The sequence below is a fragment of the Rhizobium sp. BK275 genome (assembly GCF_014193555.1).
GTDB lineage: Bacteria > Pseudomonadota > Alphaproteobacteria > Rhizobiales > Rhizobiaceae > Rhizobium.
Map to the genome: position 1 here is coordinate 223,523 of NZ_JACHZL010000003.1, position 15,418 is coordinate 238,940.

The 15,418-nt window shown below is 58.1% G+C and carries 14 protein-coding genes and 2 tRNA genes; 6 read left to right on the forward strand and 10 right to left on the reverse strand.

Annotation, left to right across the window (positions count from 1 at the left end):
• Positions 1 to 48: 48 nt before the first annotated feature.
• Together argS and FHT82_RS10960 are read right to left on the reverse strand one after the other, a co-directional pair.
• Positions 49 to 1,806, reverse strand: a complete 1,758-nt coding sequence (gene argS / locus FHT82_RS10955; RefSeq protein WP_183729785.1) for an arginine--tRNA ligase — start codon at positions 1,804 to 1,806, stop codon at positions 49 to 51.
• 62 nt (positions 1,807 to 1,868) lie between these two features.
• Positions 1,869 to 3,086: a deoxyguanosinetriphosphate triphosphohydrolase gene (locus FHT82_RS10960; RefSeq protein ID WP_183729788.1), complete on the reverse strand. Its 1,218-nt coding sequence runs from the start codon at positions 3,084 to 3,086 to the stop codon at positions 1,869 to 1,871.
• Between the two features lie 219 nt (positions 3,087 to 3,305).
• Here FHT82_RS10960 and erpA point away from each other — a divergent pair, with 219 nt between their 5' ends.
• Together erpA and xth are read left to right on the forward strand one after the other, a co-directional pair.
• Positions 3,306 to 3,638, forward strand: a complete 333-nt coding sequence (gene erpA / locus FHT82_RS10965) for an iron-sulfur cluster insertion protein ErpA (RefSeq protein WP_183729790.1) — start codon at positions 3,306 to 3,308, stop codon at positions 3,636 to 3,638.
• 120 nt (positions 3,639 to 3,758) lie between these two features.
• On the forward strand, positions 3,759 to 4,550 hold the full coding sequence (gene xth, locus FHT82_RS10970) for an exodeoxyribonuclease III (RefSeq protein WP_183729792.1): 792 nt from the start codon (positions 3,759 to 3,761) through the stop codon (positions 4,548 to 4,550).
• A gap of 75 nt (positions 4,551 to 4,625) precedes the next feature.
• Here the strand turns inward: xth and exoR are convergent, their stop codons facing one another.
• The 6 genes from exoR to FHT82_RS11000 form a co-directional block, all read right to left on the reverse strand.
• Positions 4,626 to 5,429, reverse strand: coding sequence for an exopolysaccharide production regulator ExoR (gene exoR, locus FHT82_RS10975; protein ID WP_183729795.1), 804 nt, complete (start codon positions 5,427 to 5,429; stop codon positions 4,626 to 4,628).
• 19 nt (positions 5,430 to 5,448) lie between these two features.
• A complete protein-coding gene (locus tag FHT82_RS10980; protein WP_246698109.1) occupies positions 5,449 to 5,913 on the reverse strand; it encodes a hypothetical protein in 465 nt (154 codons plus the stop codon).
• Positions 5,914 to 6,143: 230 nt separating this feature from the next.
• A complete protein-coding gene (locus FHT82_RS10985; RefSeq protein ID WP_183729798.1) occupies positions 6,144 to 7,400 on the reverse strand; it encodes an OmpP1/FadL family transporter in 1,257 nt (418 codons plus the stop codon).
• Positions 7,401 to 7,790: 390 nt separating this feature from the next.
• Positions 7,791 to 10,634: a valine--tRNA ligase gene (locus FHT82_RS10990; RefSeq protein ID WP_183729813.1), complete on the reverse strand. Its 2,844-nt coding sequence runs from the start codon at positions 10,632 to 10,634 to the stop codon at positions 7,791 to 7,793.
• 118 nt (positions 10,635 to 10,752) lie between these two features.
• The gene (locus FHT82_RS10995; protein WP_183729816.1) at positions 10,753 to 11,646 is read right to left on the reverse strand and encodes a DUF2497 domain-containing protein; all 894 of its coding nucleotides are present in this window, start codon (positions 11,644 to 11,646) and stop codon (positions 10,753 to 10,755) included.
• 231 nt (positions 11,647 to 11,877) lie between these two features.
• A complete protein-coding gene (locus FHT82_RS11000; RefSeq protein ID WP_183729819.1) occupies positions 11,878 to 12,543 on the reverse strand; it encodes a protein-L-isoaspartate O-methyltransferase in 666 nt (221 codons plus the stop codon).
• Positions 12,544 to 13,015: 472 nt separating this feature from the next.
• On the opposite strand from FHT82_RS11000, the gene FHT82_RS11005 reads away from it, so the two are divergent.
• The gene (locus tag FHT82_RS11005) at positions 13,016 to 13,306 is read left to right on the forward strand and encodes a hypothetical protein (RefSeq protein ID WP_183729823.1); all 291 of its coding nucleotides are present in this window, start codon (positions 13,016 to 13,018) and stop codon (positions 13,304 to 13,306) included.
• A 70-nt stretch (positions 13,307 to 13,376) separates the two neighbouring features.
• On the opposite strand, the gene FHT82_RS11010 is transcribed toward FHT82_RS11005, so the two are convergent.
• Positions 13,377 to 13,450 (reverse strand) — tRNA-Cys (locus FHT82_RS11010).
• Positions 13,451 to 13,911: 461 nt separating this feature from the next.
• Between FHT82_RS11010 and FHT82_RS11015 the strand changes: the two genes are divergently transcribed.
• A complete protein-coding gene (locus FHT82_RS11015; protein WP_183729827.1) occupies positions 13,912 to 14,301 on the forward strand; it encodes a KTSC domain-containing protein in 390 nt (129 codons plus the stop codon).
• An 84-nt stretch (positions 14,302 to 14,385) separates the two neighbouring features.
• On the opposite strand, the gene FHT82_RS11020 is transcribed toward FHT82_RS11015, so the two are convergent.
• A complete protein-coding gene (locus FHT82_RS11020) occupies positions 14,386 to 14,679 on the reverse strand; it encodes a hypothetical protein (protein WP_183729830.1) in 294 nt (97 codons plus the stop codon).
• A gap of 118 nt (positions 14,680 to 14,797) precedes the next feature.
• Here FHT82_RS11020 and FHT82_RS11025 point away from each other — a divergent pair.
• Positions 14,798 to 14,872: transfer RNA gene (locus FHT82_RS11025), tRNA-Asn, on the forward strand.
• A gap of 193 nt (positions 14,873 to 15,065) precedes the next feature.
• Complete coding sequence (locus FHT82_RS30325; protein WP_246698110.1) at positions 15,066 to 15,293, forward strand: hypothetical protein; 228 nt, start codon at positions 15,066 to 15,068, stop codon at positions 15,291 to 15,293.
• The last annotated feature ends 125 nt before the right edge of the window (positions 15,294 to 15,418 follow it).

Consider the following 15,418-nt stretch of genomic DNA (forward strand, 5'->3'; position numbering starts at 1 on the left):
AAAAACGCAAACACTTCAATGCCAGCGCATTGTGGGGAAATGGTGACGTTATCGCATTTCGTCCGGTGCGGCAGTGCCTGTAATGGCAAGTCCCGACTTCAAAACCGACGCGACGGCGTACACCAGCCCAAGTCTGGCAATACTCGATTCTCGGTTCTTATCGTTAACAAATCGTAATTCAGTCTGATCTTTACCTTTGTTCCAGTGCGCGTGGAAGGCGCTGGCAAGATCATAGAGGTAAAAAGCGATGCGATGCGGCTCTTGAGACTGGGCTGCACTTTCAACGATTCGCGGGAATTCCGCGGCCTTGGCAATCAGCTGCAATTCGGCGGAATCGCTAATGCCTGCAACGGATTGCGCCAAAAGCTCCGGCGTCGGGGCAAGATCCGGGAATGCTTCCTTCGCCTGACGGAAGACCGACATGCAGCGGGCATGCGCATACTGTACGTAAAAGACCGGATTATCTTTGGATTGCTCCGTTACTTTGGCGAAATCGAAGTCCAGCGGCTCGGAATTCTTGCGGTAAAGCATCATGAAGCGGACCGAATCACGTCCGACTTCCTCAACCACATCGCGCAATGTGACAAAATCGCCCGAGCGCTTGGACATCTTCACCGGCTCGCCGTCGCGGAACAGCTTCACGAGTTGGCAGAGCAGCACCGTCAGCTTCGCCTTGCCATCCGAAACGCCGCGTGCAACCGCCTCGAGACGCTTCACGTAGCCGCCATGATCGGCGCCGAGCACATAGATCATCTCGTCAAAGCCGCGATCGAACTTGTTCTTGAAGTAGGCGACGTCGGCGGCGAAATAGGTATAGGAGCCGTCCGACTTGATGAGCGCACGGTCGATATCGTCCCCGACTTCGGTCGAGCGGAAGAGCGTCTGTTCGCGGTCCTCCCAGTCTTCGGGAAGCTGACCCTTCGGCGGCGGCAGCGTGCCCTTGTAGACATAGCCCTTGAAGGTCAGGTCGTTGATGGCGGTGCGGATCGCGGCTGCGCCATTGGCATGCAACGTGCGCTCCGAGAAGAAGATGTCGTGATGGACGTTGAGCGCGGCCAGATCCTCACGGATCATCGCCATCATCATCTCGATGGCGCGATCCTTGACGATCGGCATCCACTGCTCTTCCGGCATATTGTGCAGGCGCACGCCATATTCGGCAGCAAGCGATTCCCCGACCGGGACAAGATAGTCTCCCGGATAGAGACCGGACGGGATCTCGCCGATCTTCTCGCCGAGCGCCTCGCGGTAGCGCAGGAAGACGGACCGCGCGAGCACATCAATCTGGGAGCCTGCATCGTTGATGTAATATTCCTTGACGACATCGTAGCCGGCAAAGGCGAGCAGGTTCGCCAGCGCGTCGCCGACGACGGCGCCTCGGCAATGGCCGACATGCATCGGGCCGGTCGGATTGGCCGAGACATATTCGACATTGACCTTGCGGCCCTGCCCCAGACCGGAACGGCCGTACTTGGTGCCCGACTGGATCATCGCGCCAAGCAGGCGCTGCCAGTAACCGACGGAAAGCCTAAGGTTGATAAAGCCCGGACCGGCGACCGAAACTTCGGCGACGTCAGCATCTTCCTGCAGCTTGGCGATGATGATTTCGGCCAGTGCACGCGGATTGGTGCCGAGCGGCTTGGCAAGCACCATGGCAGCGTTGGTCGCGACATCGCCGTGGCTCGCATCACGCGGCGGTTCGACGGCGATGCGACCGAAATCGAGCTCGGATCGCTTTTCCTTGACCAGATCGAGCTGTTCAAGGGCGTTTTTAATCCTGGCTTCAAAATCGGTAAAAAGGTTCATCGCACTCTTCCATGCACAGGCTGTGCCAATAGGATTGCCGGCGGCTGCCGGGCGCCCGCTGCCTATCGCAAATCCGGAGTGTGGTCAAACAATCGCCTGTGGGCACTGATGGCATAAGTGTCCGTCATGCCGGCAAGGTAATCGCCGACATGGCGGGCTTTCGGCGCATCGGAGAGACCGGCGATATGGTCTACCCAATAATGGCTCTGCATCTCCTTGGGATTGGCCATATAGGCACCGAAGAGATCCTTGACGATCTGGGCGGCACCGGCGCGGATGCGCATGATGTCGGGATTCCGGTAGATGCGCTTGAAGAGCATCGCCTTGATCTGCCTGTCGGTTTCGGCCATCTCGTCTGAAAACGTTGCAATCACGTGATCCGCCCTGCGGATATCATCGGCGCTCTGCGGTTTCAGCTCTGCGAGGCGTTTCTGCGCCACTCCGATGACGTCCTCGACCATGCGCGTGATCTGACGGCGCATGATTTCATGCGTGAAACGGCTCGGCTCCAGATGCGGGTAGCGCTCTCTCACCTCTGCCATCAGCCCGGCGAGGAACGGAATTTCCTCCAGCATCTCGAAACTCAGATAACCCGAGCGCAGGCCGTCATCGATGTCATGCGTGTTGTAGGCGATGTCATCGGCGATGGCGGCGACCTGGGCTTCGAGGCTTGCATAGCTCGCAAGCTCCAGATCGTGCAACTCGCAATAGTCGAGAATCGGCTGCGGCACCGGTCCGCGCGTGCCAACGCCATCGGCGGTCAGCAGCGGGCCGTTATGCTTGACGAGACCCTCGAGACTTTCCCAGGTCAGGTTGATGCCGTCGAATTCGGCATAACGCCGCTCGAGTTTGGTGACGATGCGCAAGGATTGGGCATTGTGGTCGAAGCCGCCATAGGGCAGCAGTTCTTCGTGCAGCGCATCCTCGCCGGTATGGCCGAAGGGCGTGTGGCCGAAATCGTGGACGAGCGCCACGCCCTCAGCCAGGTCCTCATCAGCCTTCAGGGCACGGGCAAGCGCGCGGGCGATCTGCGCCACCTCGATCGTATGCGTCAGGCGCGTGCGGTAATGGTCGCCGTCCTGGGCGATGAAAACCTGTGTCTTATGCTTCAGCCGCCGAAAGGCCGTCGTATGGACAATGCGGTCGCGATCTCGCTGGAAATCGGAGCGCGTCGGGCTGCCGCTCTCTGGATAGAGGCGCCCGCGCGAGTTCCATGGATCTGCCGCATAGACCGCCCGTTCGCCATAACCGAAACCCAATGCATGCGTGTCGAAGCTCATTCTTCACCATCACCAATGCGTTGCGACTTGCCCATTGACGCCGCTTTCCGCTCTTCATACCTATAGCCTACAGAAACGGCAAAGAAGCACTTTGTCGACCGCTTCGCCAGATCCTGTCCTTTATGGGAGGATCATGATAAGTTTCTTTGATATCATGCGTTTGAACATCAAACGTCTAAAATGGGTTCTCTCCGGATCTTGACCCCGGCAGGAGGAATAATGACTGAAGCAAATGTAACCCTTTCCGATGCCGCGGCAAAGCGTATCGCCGCTATCGTCGGCAGCGATCCCGGCAAGAGCGCGTTGCGCGTCTCCGTCGAGGGCGGCGGCTGTTCGGGCTTTTCCTACAAGTTCGATCTTGTGGATGCTGCCGCTGACGACGACATCGTCGTCGAGAAGAACAATGCCAAGGTGCTGATCGACAGTCTCTCGCTGGTTTATATGGCTGGCTCCGAAATCGATTTCGTCGACAACCTGCTCGGCCAGTCCTTCCAGATCAACAACCCGAATGCGGTGGCAAGCTGCGGCTGCGGCACCAGCTTCGCGATCTGATCCGACAACTTGCTTTCCACATATAACCGGCCGGAGATTTTCTTTCGGTCGGTTTCCTGTCTTGTCCGCCGGCGCCGGTGCGCGATAAAAGAACGCTCACACGGAGCTAGGATACAAGCCATGAAGATCGCGACCTGGAACATCAACGGCGTCAAGGCGCGCATCGATAACCTGACGCAATGGTTGAAGGATTCCAGCCCCGATATCGTCTGCCTGCAGGAAATAAAGACAGTCGATGAAGGCTTCCCGCGGCTGGAAATCGAGGCGCTTGGCTACCATGTCGAAACGCATGGGCAGAAAGGCTTCAACGGCGTCGCCATTCTTTCCAAGAGCTCGCCTTCCGAAGTCAATCGCGGCCTGCCGGGTGATCCGCTCGACGAACAGGCACGTTTCCTCGAAGCCGTGTTCTCGCTGCCCGGCAACAAGGTGGCGCGCGTCTGCTGCCTCTACCTGCCGAACGGCAACCCGCCGGAAACGGAAAAATATCCCTACAAGCTGGCATGGATGGAGCGTCTGCGCAAATTCGCGGCCGAACGCCTGGAATTCGAGGAAATCTTCATTCTCGCAGGCGACTACAACGTCATTCCCGAGCCACATGACTGCTTTGACCCGAAGGTCTGGGAAAGCGACGCACTCTTCCTGCCGCAAACGCGCGAATCCTTCCGCCGGCTGGAAAATCTGGGGCTCGTCGATGCGGTGCGCTCGGCAACCGATGCGACAGCGCTCTATTCCTTCTGGGATTATCAGGCCGGCGCCTGGCCGAAGAACAACGGCATCCGCATCGACCATCTGATGCTGTCGCCGGAAGCAGCCGACTGCATGACGTCGGCGGCGATCGAAAAGCATGTGCGCGCCTGGGAAAAGCCGTCCGACCACGTGCCTGTCGTGGCTTACTTCGAGTTTGCTGCCTGAGCTTTAAAGCACTTCCGTTTTACGCGATTAGACAACAACCGCTGCGCACTGTTGCTGCTGGAATTGCTCGAAAGCTCAGTCGTCCGAGCCGGTCGCAATCGAATGCGACAGGGATACGGCCGCGCGCCGATCCGCCTCGCTGGCGACCGAGAAAGCATCTTCCTGCAGCGACTGCATCCAGCTGCAATCCTTCGGTTTGCAGCGGTCGAGAGCCGCCGTCATCAGCGCCAGACCGCGGGCAGACTGGCCTTCATCGAAAAGGATGTTGCCGAAGACCGACATGGCGCCGGGGTGGCCGCTCTTGCGGGCCTGATTGAGCCATTTCTTGGCCTGATTGATACTCGCGCTGCCGCCCTCGCCTGCGAGCATCATCTGCGCAAGCTGGAACTGCGCCTCGGGGACGCCGAAGGTGGAAGCGACCTGGAAATAGAGCTGGCGGGCCTGATTGAGATCGATCTTCACGGGGCTGCCGGCAATGCCGTGCTTGTAATAGCTGGCAAGCGACAGCAGCGCATTGATGAAGAAGCCGGTATCCTCCGAACCGGGCTCCACACCCTGCTGTGCGATCTCGCTATAGATCTTGAAGGCTTCGAAATCATCCTGCGCCACGCCGTCGCCGTCGGCATACATGTTGGCGAGCGCCCAGCGCGAACCGGTGTGGCCCTTTTCGGCGGCATACTTATAGGCTTCGACCGCCTCTTCCTTCTGACCGTTCTTGTACGCCTTGAAACCGAATTTGAAGAGATCGAAGGGGCCTGATTCTTTCGTAACGCCCGTCTTGATGTCGAATGCCAGGACCGGACAGGCTAAAGCCAGGGAAACGGCCATCGACATGCTGACCAGCATGAATTTGAACAATCTGAACTCGGACGTTACCATCTTTACCGGTTTCTTTCGTTCATCCCAGACGCTTGGCGGCGGCCTTGTTCGCCGTTCTGCCCGCGCGGATGCATTCCTTCCAGGCGAGCGATCCCGCGGCGGGCTCCAAGGCCCCTTTACCCGCGTCGCTTCCAGCCCCATGCCCCTCTTTCAAAACCAGCACATCCTTGCAAACCATCCGGCTTCCGGCACGGCCCGCATGTGATGCCTGCGGTACTTCCTCTGCGATCCAGGTCCCCACCCGTCCGCCTTCATCGTCTTCGTAAAGAGCAAATGTGACCAAACCGGTATCGCGCCCTTCCCGGGAGAATGAAGCTTCATGCCGGGGGATCGAAAATGATGGAAAGACGTGAATCTGCAACACTGCCGAAGGTGCGGATTTCCGGCCGGAAATGCCTTTAGCGGAAAGCAAAACGGCTGCTGCCGCTGGCTTCTCGCCGCTGCTATCGCACTGTCTGGCGTTAACGGAAAAAATTCGACCCATGCTACTGCTTACACACACCCTACGCTTGTCATCTCCTCGCCCGCCAATATCGCTGCGCCCTCTTTGTGGCGGGAAATGGACAAATTCGCCCCGCCGACACCATACGCGAACCATCGTAAAAAAGTGTTGCTGAATCGTCACAAAACGGGACGAGAAAATGGGATGATTAACGGCGGCAAACAAAAGAAGAGCCCGGCTGGGCCGGGCTCCTCAATTCTTCAAATCAGGAATTAAAACTTGACCTTTATGCTGGTCGACAGCGCGGCAACCAGATCGTTGCCAAAGGAATAGGAGACATCATCTCCAAACGTGACGCCGTCCTCGGTCACAACGCCAGACGAACCGCTTGTCAGCACGCCAACGGCACCAGCGACGCGCCACTCGATATGTTCGGTCGGCGTGAAGGCTGCACCGACGCCCAGCGTCCAGCTATCGGTCTGAGAGCCGTAGCCCTGGCTGGTGCCACGGTCCCAGGTCAGGCTGACCGCGCCTGCCCATTGGTCGTTGAACTTGTGGCCCACACCACCGGTGATGGTCCAGCCGTCGCGATAGAGAAGGTCGAGCGAGGTGAGTTGCGTCGCGCTGGTGCAGGCGACCAAGCCCTTCGTCGATGTTGGGCAAAACGGCACGGACTGCAGTACACTCCAGTTCGTCCACTTCACCGAGCCGAAAGCAAGCCAATCCGGGGCGATACCGCTCTGCAGCTTCAGTTCCAGCGAATCCGGCGCTTCGGCGGAACCGTAGACGGGTGTGATTTTGCCTCCGAATATCGGCACGACCGGAACCTGACGGAGATCAACAGTCCCGGTCAGGTTATCGTACTTGACGCGGCTGTTATAGACGAGGCTCGCACGCATTGCATATTCCGGGATCTCGTAGGCGAGACCGGCACGCCAGCCCCAGCCATTGTCCTCGAGATCGAGGCGACCGATACCATTGCCCGTACCGGTCAGAAGCGGAACCGTAGAAACCAGACGCTCCTTGAAGCCCTCGACTTCCTGATAGAAGGCGCCGCCGATGAAGCGAAGCTGTCCCTGACCGACATCGAAGCGATAGGAGCAGGTGCCGCCATAATTGCGGGTTTTGATCTCCGTCTCGATATTGTTGTTGGCGCCGGCCCAGTTCAAACCGGGATTGGAATGCCCGCCGAATGGCTCAGAATAGTCGACAAGGCAGTCGATCGCATCGCCGAAACCAGCCTTGAAGCCAATATAAGGAACGGTGTAATTCGCGGTATCGTCTGCAGTACTCGGACGGTTGTTCAGATTGCCGCCGCCGCCAATTGACGTATCCGTGTCGCGTACGTCTTTTAGCTTGCGTTGAGGCGTGACATAGATGATGCCCGACTGGAACGAGAAAGGTGAGGTATCGAACAGCTGATCGATATTGTAGCCACCGCGCTCCAGACCGCCCGCGAAGGACGGCGAAGCCAGTGCCGAAAATACGATGAGCGATGTTACGCCCCTGGAAAACATACGCGCTGCCATTGTGTCTTCCCCACTCAAGCAATTGAAGTAATCACACTGTGGTAGTGAACTTAATAAATCGCAACGAAGCGCTCCGCTGCGATGCGAAGTTGCGTTATGGCTAATTTACGTAACTGATTGACGGGCACGTCAAAAAATCAGATAGATAAAATTCTATTCTTCTGCCTGTCAGTTTTGAGGGGTTGATTAGATTCTCATTCCACGAAGAGTGGGAGCTGTATCTAAGTGACAACAGTGGCAGTTTTCGCGTTCAGCATCCCTCAAACGGGTGATATCCACAGGCTAAAGGGTCAAAACAGCGCGTTTCTCACGAATCATCATACTTTTAAAACGCAAAAGGCGCGCTCACGGGGAACGCGCCTTCAGGAATATTATACTCGTTAACCGCGATTACCCCGCTTCGCTAACTCGCGCCAGAGCGGTCCTCAGGCTCTCGATCTGGCCCGTCAGTTCAGCGTGGCGTTCGCGCTCGGCTTCCACCACTTCCGGGTTGGCATTGGCGACGAACTTCTCATTCGAGAGCTTGCCGTCGATGCGCGCGATTTCGCCATCGGCCTTTGCAATCGCCTTTTCAAGGCGGCTCTTTTCCGCCGCAAGATCGATCAGATTGCCGAGCGGCAGGCAGGCGGTCGCTTCTGCGACGACGATCTGAGCGGCACCCTTCGGTGCAGCTTCAGCCAGCGAAATGGCTTCTACACGCGCCAGGCGTTTGATGGCGGCGTCGTGACGGAACAGGCGTTCGCGCGTCAGGCTGTTGGCACCGACGACGACGAGGGGCGCGGTTGCCGATGGCGGCACGTTCATTTCCGAGCGGACCGAGCGGATGCCGGAAACGAGGTCGATCAGCCAGTTGATCTCATCGGCTGCGGCGTTGTCGGCATAAGAGGGCGACGGCCATTCGGCATGGCAGAGAAGACCGTCGCGTTCGGCGCCCTCACCCGCCGTATGCGCCCACAACTCCTCGGTCATGAAGGGCATGAAGGGGTGCAGCAGCTTGTAGATCTCCTCCAGAACATAGGCGCTGCAGGCCTGAGCTTCGGCCTTTGCGCCCTGATCTTCGCCGCTGAAAACCGGCTTCAGAAGCTCGAGATACCAATCGCAGAACTGGTTCCAGACGAAACGATAGAGCGCACCGGCAGCATCGTTGAAGCGGTAGGATTCAAGAGCTTCCGTTACGTCACGTTCCGTGCGGGCAAGTTCCGTCAGGATCCAGCGATTGATCGTCAGTTCGGCGGCTTCCGGCACGAAATGCGGATCGCTCTTCACGCCGTTCATTTCCGCAAAGCGCGTGGCGTTCCAGAGCTTGGTGCCGAAATTGCGGTAGCCGGCGATGCGGGCCGGATCGAGCTTCACATCGCGCCCCTGCGCGGCCATGATCGCCAGCGTGAAGCGCAGCGCGTCCGCACCGTATTCGTCGATCAGTTCGAGCGGATCGATGACGTTGCCCTTGGACTTCGACATCTTCTGACCGTTCTTGTCGCGCACCAGGGCGTGGACATAAACGGTGTGGAACGGCTCGACCGGATTGTCGTCCTCATCCTTCGTGAAGTGCAGCGACATCATCATCATACGGGCGACCCAGAAGAAGATGATATCGAAGCCGGTGACGAGAACGCTGGTCGGATAATAGCGCTCGAGCTCCGGCGTCTTGTCCGGCCAGCCGAGCGTCGAGAACGGCCAGAGGGCCGAAGAGAACCATGTATCGAGCACGTCTTCGTCGCGCGTCAGGATCTCACCGGGCTGGAAGTTTTCCAGCTTGTCCTGAACGAAAGCCTTCATCGGGCCTTCATGCGAGAGATAATGCTGGATAGCAGCCTGCAGCGCCTCTTCCTCGGTCTTCTCGACGAAGACCTGACCGTCCGGACCGTACCAGGCCGGGATCTGATGACCCCACCAGAGCTGACGCGAAACGCACCAGGGCTGGATGTTTTCCATCCACTCGTAATAGGTCTTTTCCCAGTTCTTCGGCACGAAATTGGTGCGGCCCTCGCGAACGGAGGCGATCGCCGGCTCAGCCAGCGTCTTGGCATCGACATACCATTGCTCGGTCAGGCGCGGTTCGATCGGTACGCCGCCACGGTCGCCATGCGGAACCATGTGCTTGTGTGGCTCGATCTTGTCGAGCAGGCCGGCTTCCTCGAAGATCTCGACGATAACCTTGCGGGCATAGAAACGATCCTGCCCTTCGAGGCGATCCCAGGCGCCGTGCAGTGCCACCGGATGATCGAGCCCTTCGAGGAAATCCTCGTTGTCCCTGATGGTGATCGTGCCGTCGACATTCATGATGTTGATGACACGCAGGCCCGTGCGCTTGCCGACATCGAAGTCGTTGAAGTCATGCGCCGGTGTAACCTTGACCGCGCCGCTGCCGGCAGTCGGATCGGCGTAGCTGTCAGCAACGATCGGGATGCGGCGGCCAACGATCGGCAGGATGACATGCTTGCCGACGATCGCCTTATAGCGATCGTCCTCTGGATTGACGGCAATGCCGGTATCGCCGAGCATAGTTTCCGGACGTGTGGTGGCGACGACCAGATAATCGCGGGTCTCCCATTCGGTCGGTTTGCCCTCTTCATCGAAAGCAACCGGATGCTGATAGGTGACGCCCGGCTCCAGCGGATAACGCAGGTACCAGAGATTGCCCTTGATCTCGTGCTGCTCGACCTCGATGTCGGAGATTGCCGTCAGCAGCTTCGGATCCCAGTTGACCAGACGCTTGTCGCGATAGATCAAGCCTTCCTTGTAGAGCGTGACGAAGACTTCGAGAACGGCCTGCGACAGGCCCTCATCCATGGTGAAGCGCTCGCGCGACCAATCGCAGGAGGCGCCGAGGCGCTTCAGCTGGTTGAAGATCAGGCCACCCGATTCGCCCTTCCACTCCCAGACCTTTTCGATGAAAGCGTCGCGGCCCATATCGCGGCGGCCGGGAAGCTGCTGCTCCATCAGCTTGCGCTCGACGACCATCTGCGTGGCGATGCCGGCATGGTCCATGCCCGGCTGCCAGAGAACATCCTTGCCGCGCATGCGCTCGAACCGCACCATGACGTCCTGCAGCGTGTTGTTCAGCGCATGACCCATGTGCAGCGAGCCCGTGACATTCGGCGGCGGGATGACGATGGTGAAGCTGTCAGCACCCGGCTTTGCGTTGACGCCGGCGCGAAAGGCATCGGCCTCATCCCATTTCGCAGCGATTTTCGGTTCGACGGCGGCGGAATCGTAGGTCTTTTCGAGCATTTTCTGACCAATTCGAGGTTCGAGGATGGGCGTTTTGTAAATAGGATGGCTACGGCCAAGTCAATAAAAAAGCCGCCCCGGAGACCGGAGCGGCTCTTGTCTGGAAAAAGCGATCCGATCAGCGGCGCGGGCCGCGCGCCACGCGTTCGATCTCTTCGCGCACGAGGCGTTCGACGAGCGTCGGCAGGTTGTCATCCAGCCACTCGCGCAGCATCGGACGCAGCATGTCTTCGGCGATCTCATCAAGAGAGCGGCGCTCGGCGGCACCATCGATGGCAGCGGCAAGCTCTTCGAAGGAGCGGGCAACCTGCAGGCCGGTGTTCTGGGACAGAAGTGACGGCTGCGCTTCTTCTGCGACACGCGCAGGCGCAAGCTCGGCGGGCTGGAAGGCTACCGGCTCGACGCGCAGTTCGACAGCGGGAAGCACGGGCGACTCCTCGACGAGCGCAGGCTGCGGAACCTCGGGCAGGCGCGGCTCGGCAAAGACGGGTGCAGGCTCGGCAGCATATTGGGCGACGGGAACAATCGGAGCAACGCGTGGAGCCGGAGCCGGCTCGACCGGGCGCGGATCGGCAGCGGCGCGCGGCGCTTCGTAGGCTGCCTGCGGCTCGAATTGCGGCTGCGGTTCGCGGGACGGCTGGGGCATGTCACGGAGAGCCTGGCCGGCCTGAACGGCGCTGCGCTCGGAAGCGGCACGGACGCGGGCTGCGACATCGGCAAGCGACATGGCGCGAGCAGGCATTTCCGGCTCCGGAGCGGTACCGGCGGAATTTGCAGCGACGAAACGCGGATCGCCACGCAGCGCTGGAGGCTCCGGAAACTCGACGCCAGCATAGGTGTCGTCAACCGTCAGATGGATTTCGGAGTCGTTTTCCTCTTCCGCACCGTAAACAGGGGGAAGCGAGGCGGATATCGCCTTTCCGGCGCCTGGCTCATTGCTTTCGATGATCTGGCGAATGGAGGCCAGAATCTCTTCCATGGACGGTTCACGCACTACACCTGGCTGAGCCATATCTATCCCCGTTATCCCTTAAACAACGATCGGACGGCGTGGAGCATGCATCCGAATCACCATGACCTTAGAATACCCCAAAGGGGAAAAAAATCAGCGCGAATCAAACAAATGCAGCCGTGCACAGTTTTGTTACCCAAGTGTAAGCGAAGTCTGTGAAGGCTTTTTTGACAGCCGAAACGAAAACGGGCGCCTATGGCGCCCGCTCAAAAAAACGAAGGCAGAAACGCCTTAGAATACGAATTCACGAGCCTTGGCGAAACCGGGCAGCGGTTTGACCGAAGCATTGAAGAAGACGTTTTCGGAAACAGCGCCGCGCTCGCTGACGAAGACCTTCGCGCGGGCAGCATTGCCATAACCCTGCACGGCAACGAGACGGCCGCCATCCTGCAACTGGCCAAGAAGTGCCGCTGGAACTTCCTCCACCGAACCGTTGATGAAGATCAGATCATAAGGAGCGCCGTCGGCATTGCCCTTCTCGAGCGGGCCAGTTGCCACCTGCACATTTGCATAACCGGCGAGATTTGCCTTGGCTTCAGCAGCAAGGGTCTCATCCGATTCGAGCGCGACGACGGAGCCTGCGATCAGCGACAACAGCGCGGACGCGTAACCGGTGCCGGCGCCAACTTCGAGCACCGCATCATCCTTGGTGATGGCGGCGAGCTGCAACAGCTTTGCGAGCGGCGACGCCTCCATGAGGAAACGGCCCGGATTGCCGGCAGCCGCCGGAGCAATTTCGATATCATTGTCGATATAGGCCAGCGCCTTCGCTTTCTCCGGCACGAATGCCTCGCGCGGGACGGTGAGGAAGGCCGTCAGCACCGAATGCGAGGTAACGTCCGTGGTGCGGACCTGGTTGTCGACCATCTTTACGCGTGCTGCTTCGAAATCCATCATATCCTCTCGCCGATGAAAGCGGTTCAGTCTTCCGTCTCTTAATCTCCGGCACGGATGCTTTCAAGGCTTGCCGGAGGCGCGTTTGAAGAATCCCGGAAACCCCTCGCCGCATGCAACAGGTGAAAAGCGATAGCTGCAACTTCTGCGTGGAACAAATGGCGATTTCATGGTATTATTGCGATTGGAGGAAATGAGGAGGAGCAGGCCATGTCTGCCGTTCTGGAATATTTCACGCTGTTCGACTTTTTCATCGCCGCAGCGCTCGTCGGCATATTCTGCTGCGGGCTGCTGGACGGCAAATCGACCTGAACAGATCGTATTCTCTCAGTAAAAGTTGCCTGGCCGCTTGCTCGGCGCGCCGAAGAAATGGTTTTCGGCACCCAGCCGGGTCAAACTGGCACGGCCGATTGCGTCATTAACTCTATATCAACCATACTGTTGCGCCAGCCGCGGCTTTCGCTAGGTTTGCGGCATGCAAACATTCGCCGTTCAATCCCCAGATATCGAAGCGCTTCACTACAATCCGGAAGCGCGGCTCTTGCTTGTGAAGTTCAAAAACGGCGCCATCTGCAATTTCACACGGATCTCGGCGCAGGCGCTGCAACGACTGCTCGGTCCAGATGTGCAGATAGGGAACCAAACGGCAGAGGGTGACGCCGACTATCTGGCGGGCCTGCGCAGCGGCGGATTGCGGGCGCTTTATTCCCTCACCGGCATCAAGCCAGCCCAATTCGATTTCACCCAAATCCCCGGTATCTGGTGAGTGGAACTGCGACGCCGTTGGCACGCCTCATATGACGCGGCCGGAGTTCTATGTCATGGTGAGAAGATATTGGAGGCCTCGCCCGGAATTGAACCGGGGTACAAGGATTTGCAGTCCTCTGCGTCACCACTCCGCCACGAGGCCTCACAGGCTGTCAACTTAGCCGTGGCGAGCGTTTAGAATGATCGTAAGGAAATCGCAAGAGGGCTTTCCAAAAACATTTCCTGCAATTTCAAACTCTGGCCACATCCGGGTCGTACGGAATAAGGGTCGATCCAGCGCCGGAAGGCGGCGAGACAGCCGCCTCCATATCTGATGATAAAAGGCCTACCCCGCAAAAAGTTCGAGCTTTCTTGAACAATAATTAGGCCAACAGCCGCTCGAATAGGCCTCCTTGCGCTCCGGATTGTGCAATAGGCGAAATCAACATGCCCTCAGCCTATTGCCTATATTTATCCCCGAGGCGTCATCCGTCGTGACGACATCGCCTCCACTTTAATTATATTAGAAACTTCGGAAGTTAACCTAAAATATGAGTAACAAATTCTTAACTTGACTTTCATCATCGTCATTCCATCCTCCTCTTGGGAGAGATAGGAGCAGAAATGAATTGGGTGCCTTTGAATTCCAAGCAGATCCGTGCTGTATCCTACGATCCGCAAGTCCAAGTGCTTCATATCAAATTTGCCGGCGGCCGATCAGTGCGACATAACGGGGTGCTGCCCCATATCTACGACAACCTCATCGAAACCGACGATCCGGAATTTTATTATAAATACTATCTGGAACCGTCGCGTGTCCAAGCCGGCTGGTGGCAGAGCCTCGGCGCCAGCTCCTATGCGGTAAAACTCTTGATATTTCTGATCGGCGTACTCGTGATCACAACGACCGCGCTTGAGGAAAGTGGCGAGCTGCCGATCTACCTGTCGGAAATCACCGAGTCAGGAACAGCCGCTCCGGCGTCCGTTGACGGTGCTGTCATCTCTCCACAATGAGAGCGCAATGCCGCATGAATCCATGGCGCGATTCGGGCGGCAAACAACCGACATCGCAGGCCGCTTGCTGTTTCCCCGGAGGCTTCAAGCAGGGCGCTTTCGGCGATGCCACCAGACTGCGACGCGGCGTCGCCATCTGCGTGCGACCGGTAGCTCGTGGGACAGCACGAGGAAGCCGAGCGGTAACATCCAGAAGCCGAGAACAGGCAAAAAGCCCAGAATGCCGCCGAAAATGAGCAGTGTTCCGGTCGTCATGCGTGCGATGCGCGAGCGCGGCATAGGCACGCGCAACGAGCCGAGAACCAGCTTGCCATCCCGGTGATCGATCCCGAAATGCGTTTCTCCGGCCTTTTTCGGCCCATTTTTCCTGTTAGTCATCCACAAGAGATGGGCGCAAACACCGCAAATACAAGCTGATTTCATTTTTTTGAAAAAACTGCTTGGCAAATCGGGAAAGCATTTGTATTACCCCGCTCACGCCGCGGCCAAGCGGTGATCCCTGGTAGCTCAGCGGTAGAGCATTCGACTGTTAATCGACAGGTCGCCGGTTCGAATCCGGCCCGGGGAGCCAATTTGAAGATAAGCGCCTGTTTTCGTTGAATATTCCGAAGCAGGCGCTTTCTTTCCCACTCCCTCTCCTACCTCCCTTCCCACTTTGGGAACGCATTTTTGTCAGGCAGTAGCCGCAACGCGCGCCCCATAAGGCGGAACCATCAAGTCCGAGTTTGGTTTAATTCAGACACTTGTCGCTAGCGGAGGCTACGATGTGGGCTATCTTGATCGGTGCCGCTCTTATAATTGGCGGACTACTTTTATTCTTTTCATCGACGCTTCGTCGAAGATCGAGTGATCCGCATCAAATACCCCAAGGCGGCACCACGCTTGAACCACGGCACCAGGGCATCAGGTTTCTCGGTGTATCCCAAAACTGGCAAGCCCTTGTCATTATCGCAGTCGGCGCACTTCTCTTGGCATTTGGTGCGTATTCATGACGCTCGACAGCACTTGACCGCTCCATTCGCCGTAGGTGCTGAAGTCACCGAGATGGCAGCAGTACACCTTCGGGCTATGACACTTGCACTCGCTTGGGTTTTCGTCAAAATCCTGATTGCAGTGC

Bases quoted from the DNA above. Each gene is read 5' to 3' on its own strand.
- argS (WP_183729785.1), bottom strand. From the start codon at position 1,806: ATGAACCTTTTTACCGATTTTGAAGCCAGGATTAAAAACGCCCTTGAA.
- FHT82_RS10960 (WP_183729788.1), bottom strand. From the start codon at position 3,086: ATGAGCTTCGACACGCATGCATTGGGTTTCGGTTATGGCGAACGGGCG.
- erpA (WP_183729790.1), top strand. From the start codon at position 3,306: ATGACTGAAGCAAATGTAACCCTTTCCGATGCCGCGGCAAAGCGTATC.
- xth (WP_183729792.1), top strand. From the start codon at position 3,759: ATGAAGATCGCGACCTGGAACATCAACGGCGTCAAGGCGCGCATCGAT.
- exoR (WP_183729795.1), bottom strand. From the start codon at position 5,429: ATGGTAACGTCCGAGTTCAGATTGTTCAAATTCATGCTGGTCAGCATG.
- FHT82_RS10980 (WP_246698109.1), bottom strand. From the start codon at position 5,913: ATGGGTCGAATTTTTTCCGTTAACGCCAGACAGTGCGATAGCAGCGGC.
- FHT82_RS10985 (WP_183729798.1), bottom strand. From the start codon at position 7,400: ATGGCAGCGCGTATGTTTTCCAGGGGCGTAACATCGCTCATCGTATTT.
- FHT82_RS10990 (WP_183729813.1), bottom strand. From the start codon at position 10,634: ATGCTCGAAAAGACCTACGATTCCGCCGCCGTCGAACCGAAAATCGCT.
- FHT82_RS10995 (WP_183729816.1), bottom strand. From the start codon at position 11,646: ATGGCTCAGCCAGGTGTAGTGCGTGAACCGTCCATGGAAGAGATTCTG.
- FHT82_RS11000 (WP_183729819.1), bottom strand. From the start codon at position 12,543: ATGATGGATTTCGAAGCAGCACGCGTAAAGATGGTCGACAACCAGGTC.
- FHT82_RS11005 (WP_183729823.1), top strand. From the start codon at position 13,016: ATGCAAACATTCGCCGTTCAATCCCCAGATATCGAAGCGCTTCACTAC.
- FHT82_RS11015 (WP_183729827.1), top strand. From the start codon at position 13,912: ATGAATTGGGTGCCTTTGAATTCCAAGCAGATCCGTGCTGTATCCTAC.
- FHT82_RS11020 (WP_183729830.1), bottom strand. From the start codon at position 14,679: ATGACTAACAGGAAAAATGGGCCGAAAAAGGCCGGAGAAACGCATTTC.
- FHT82_RS30325 (WP_246698110.1), top strand. From the start codon at position 15,066: ATGTGGGCTATCTTGATCGGTGCCGCTCTTATAATTGGCGGACTACTT.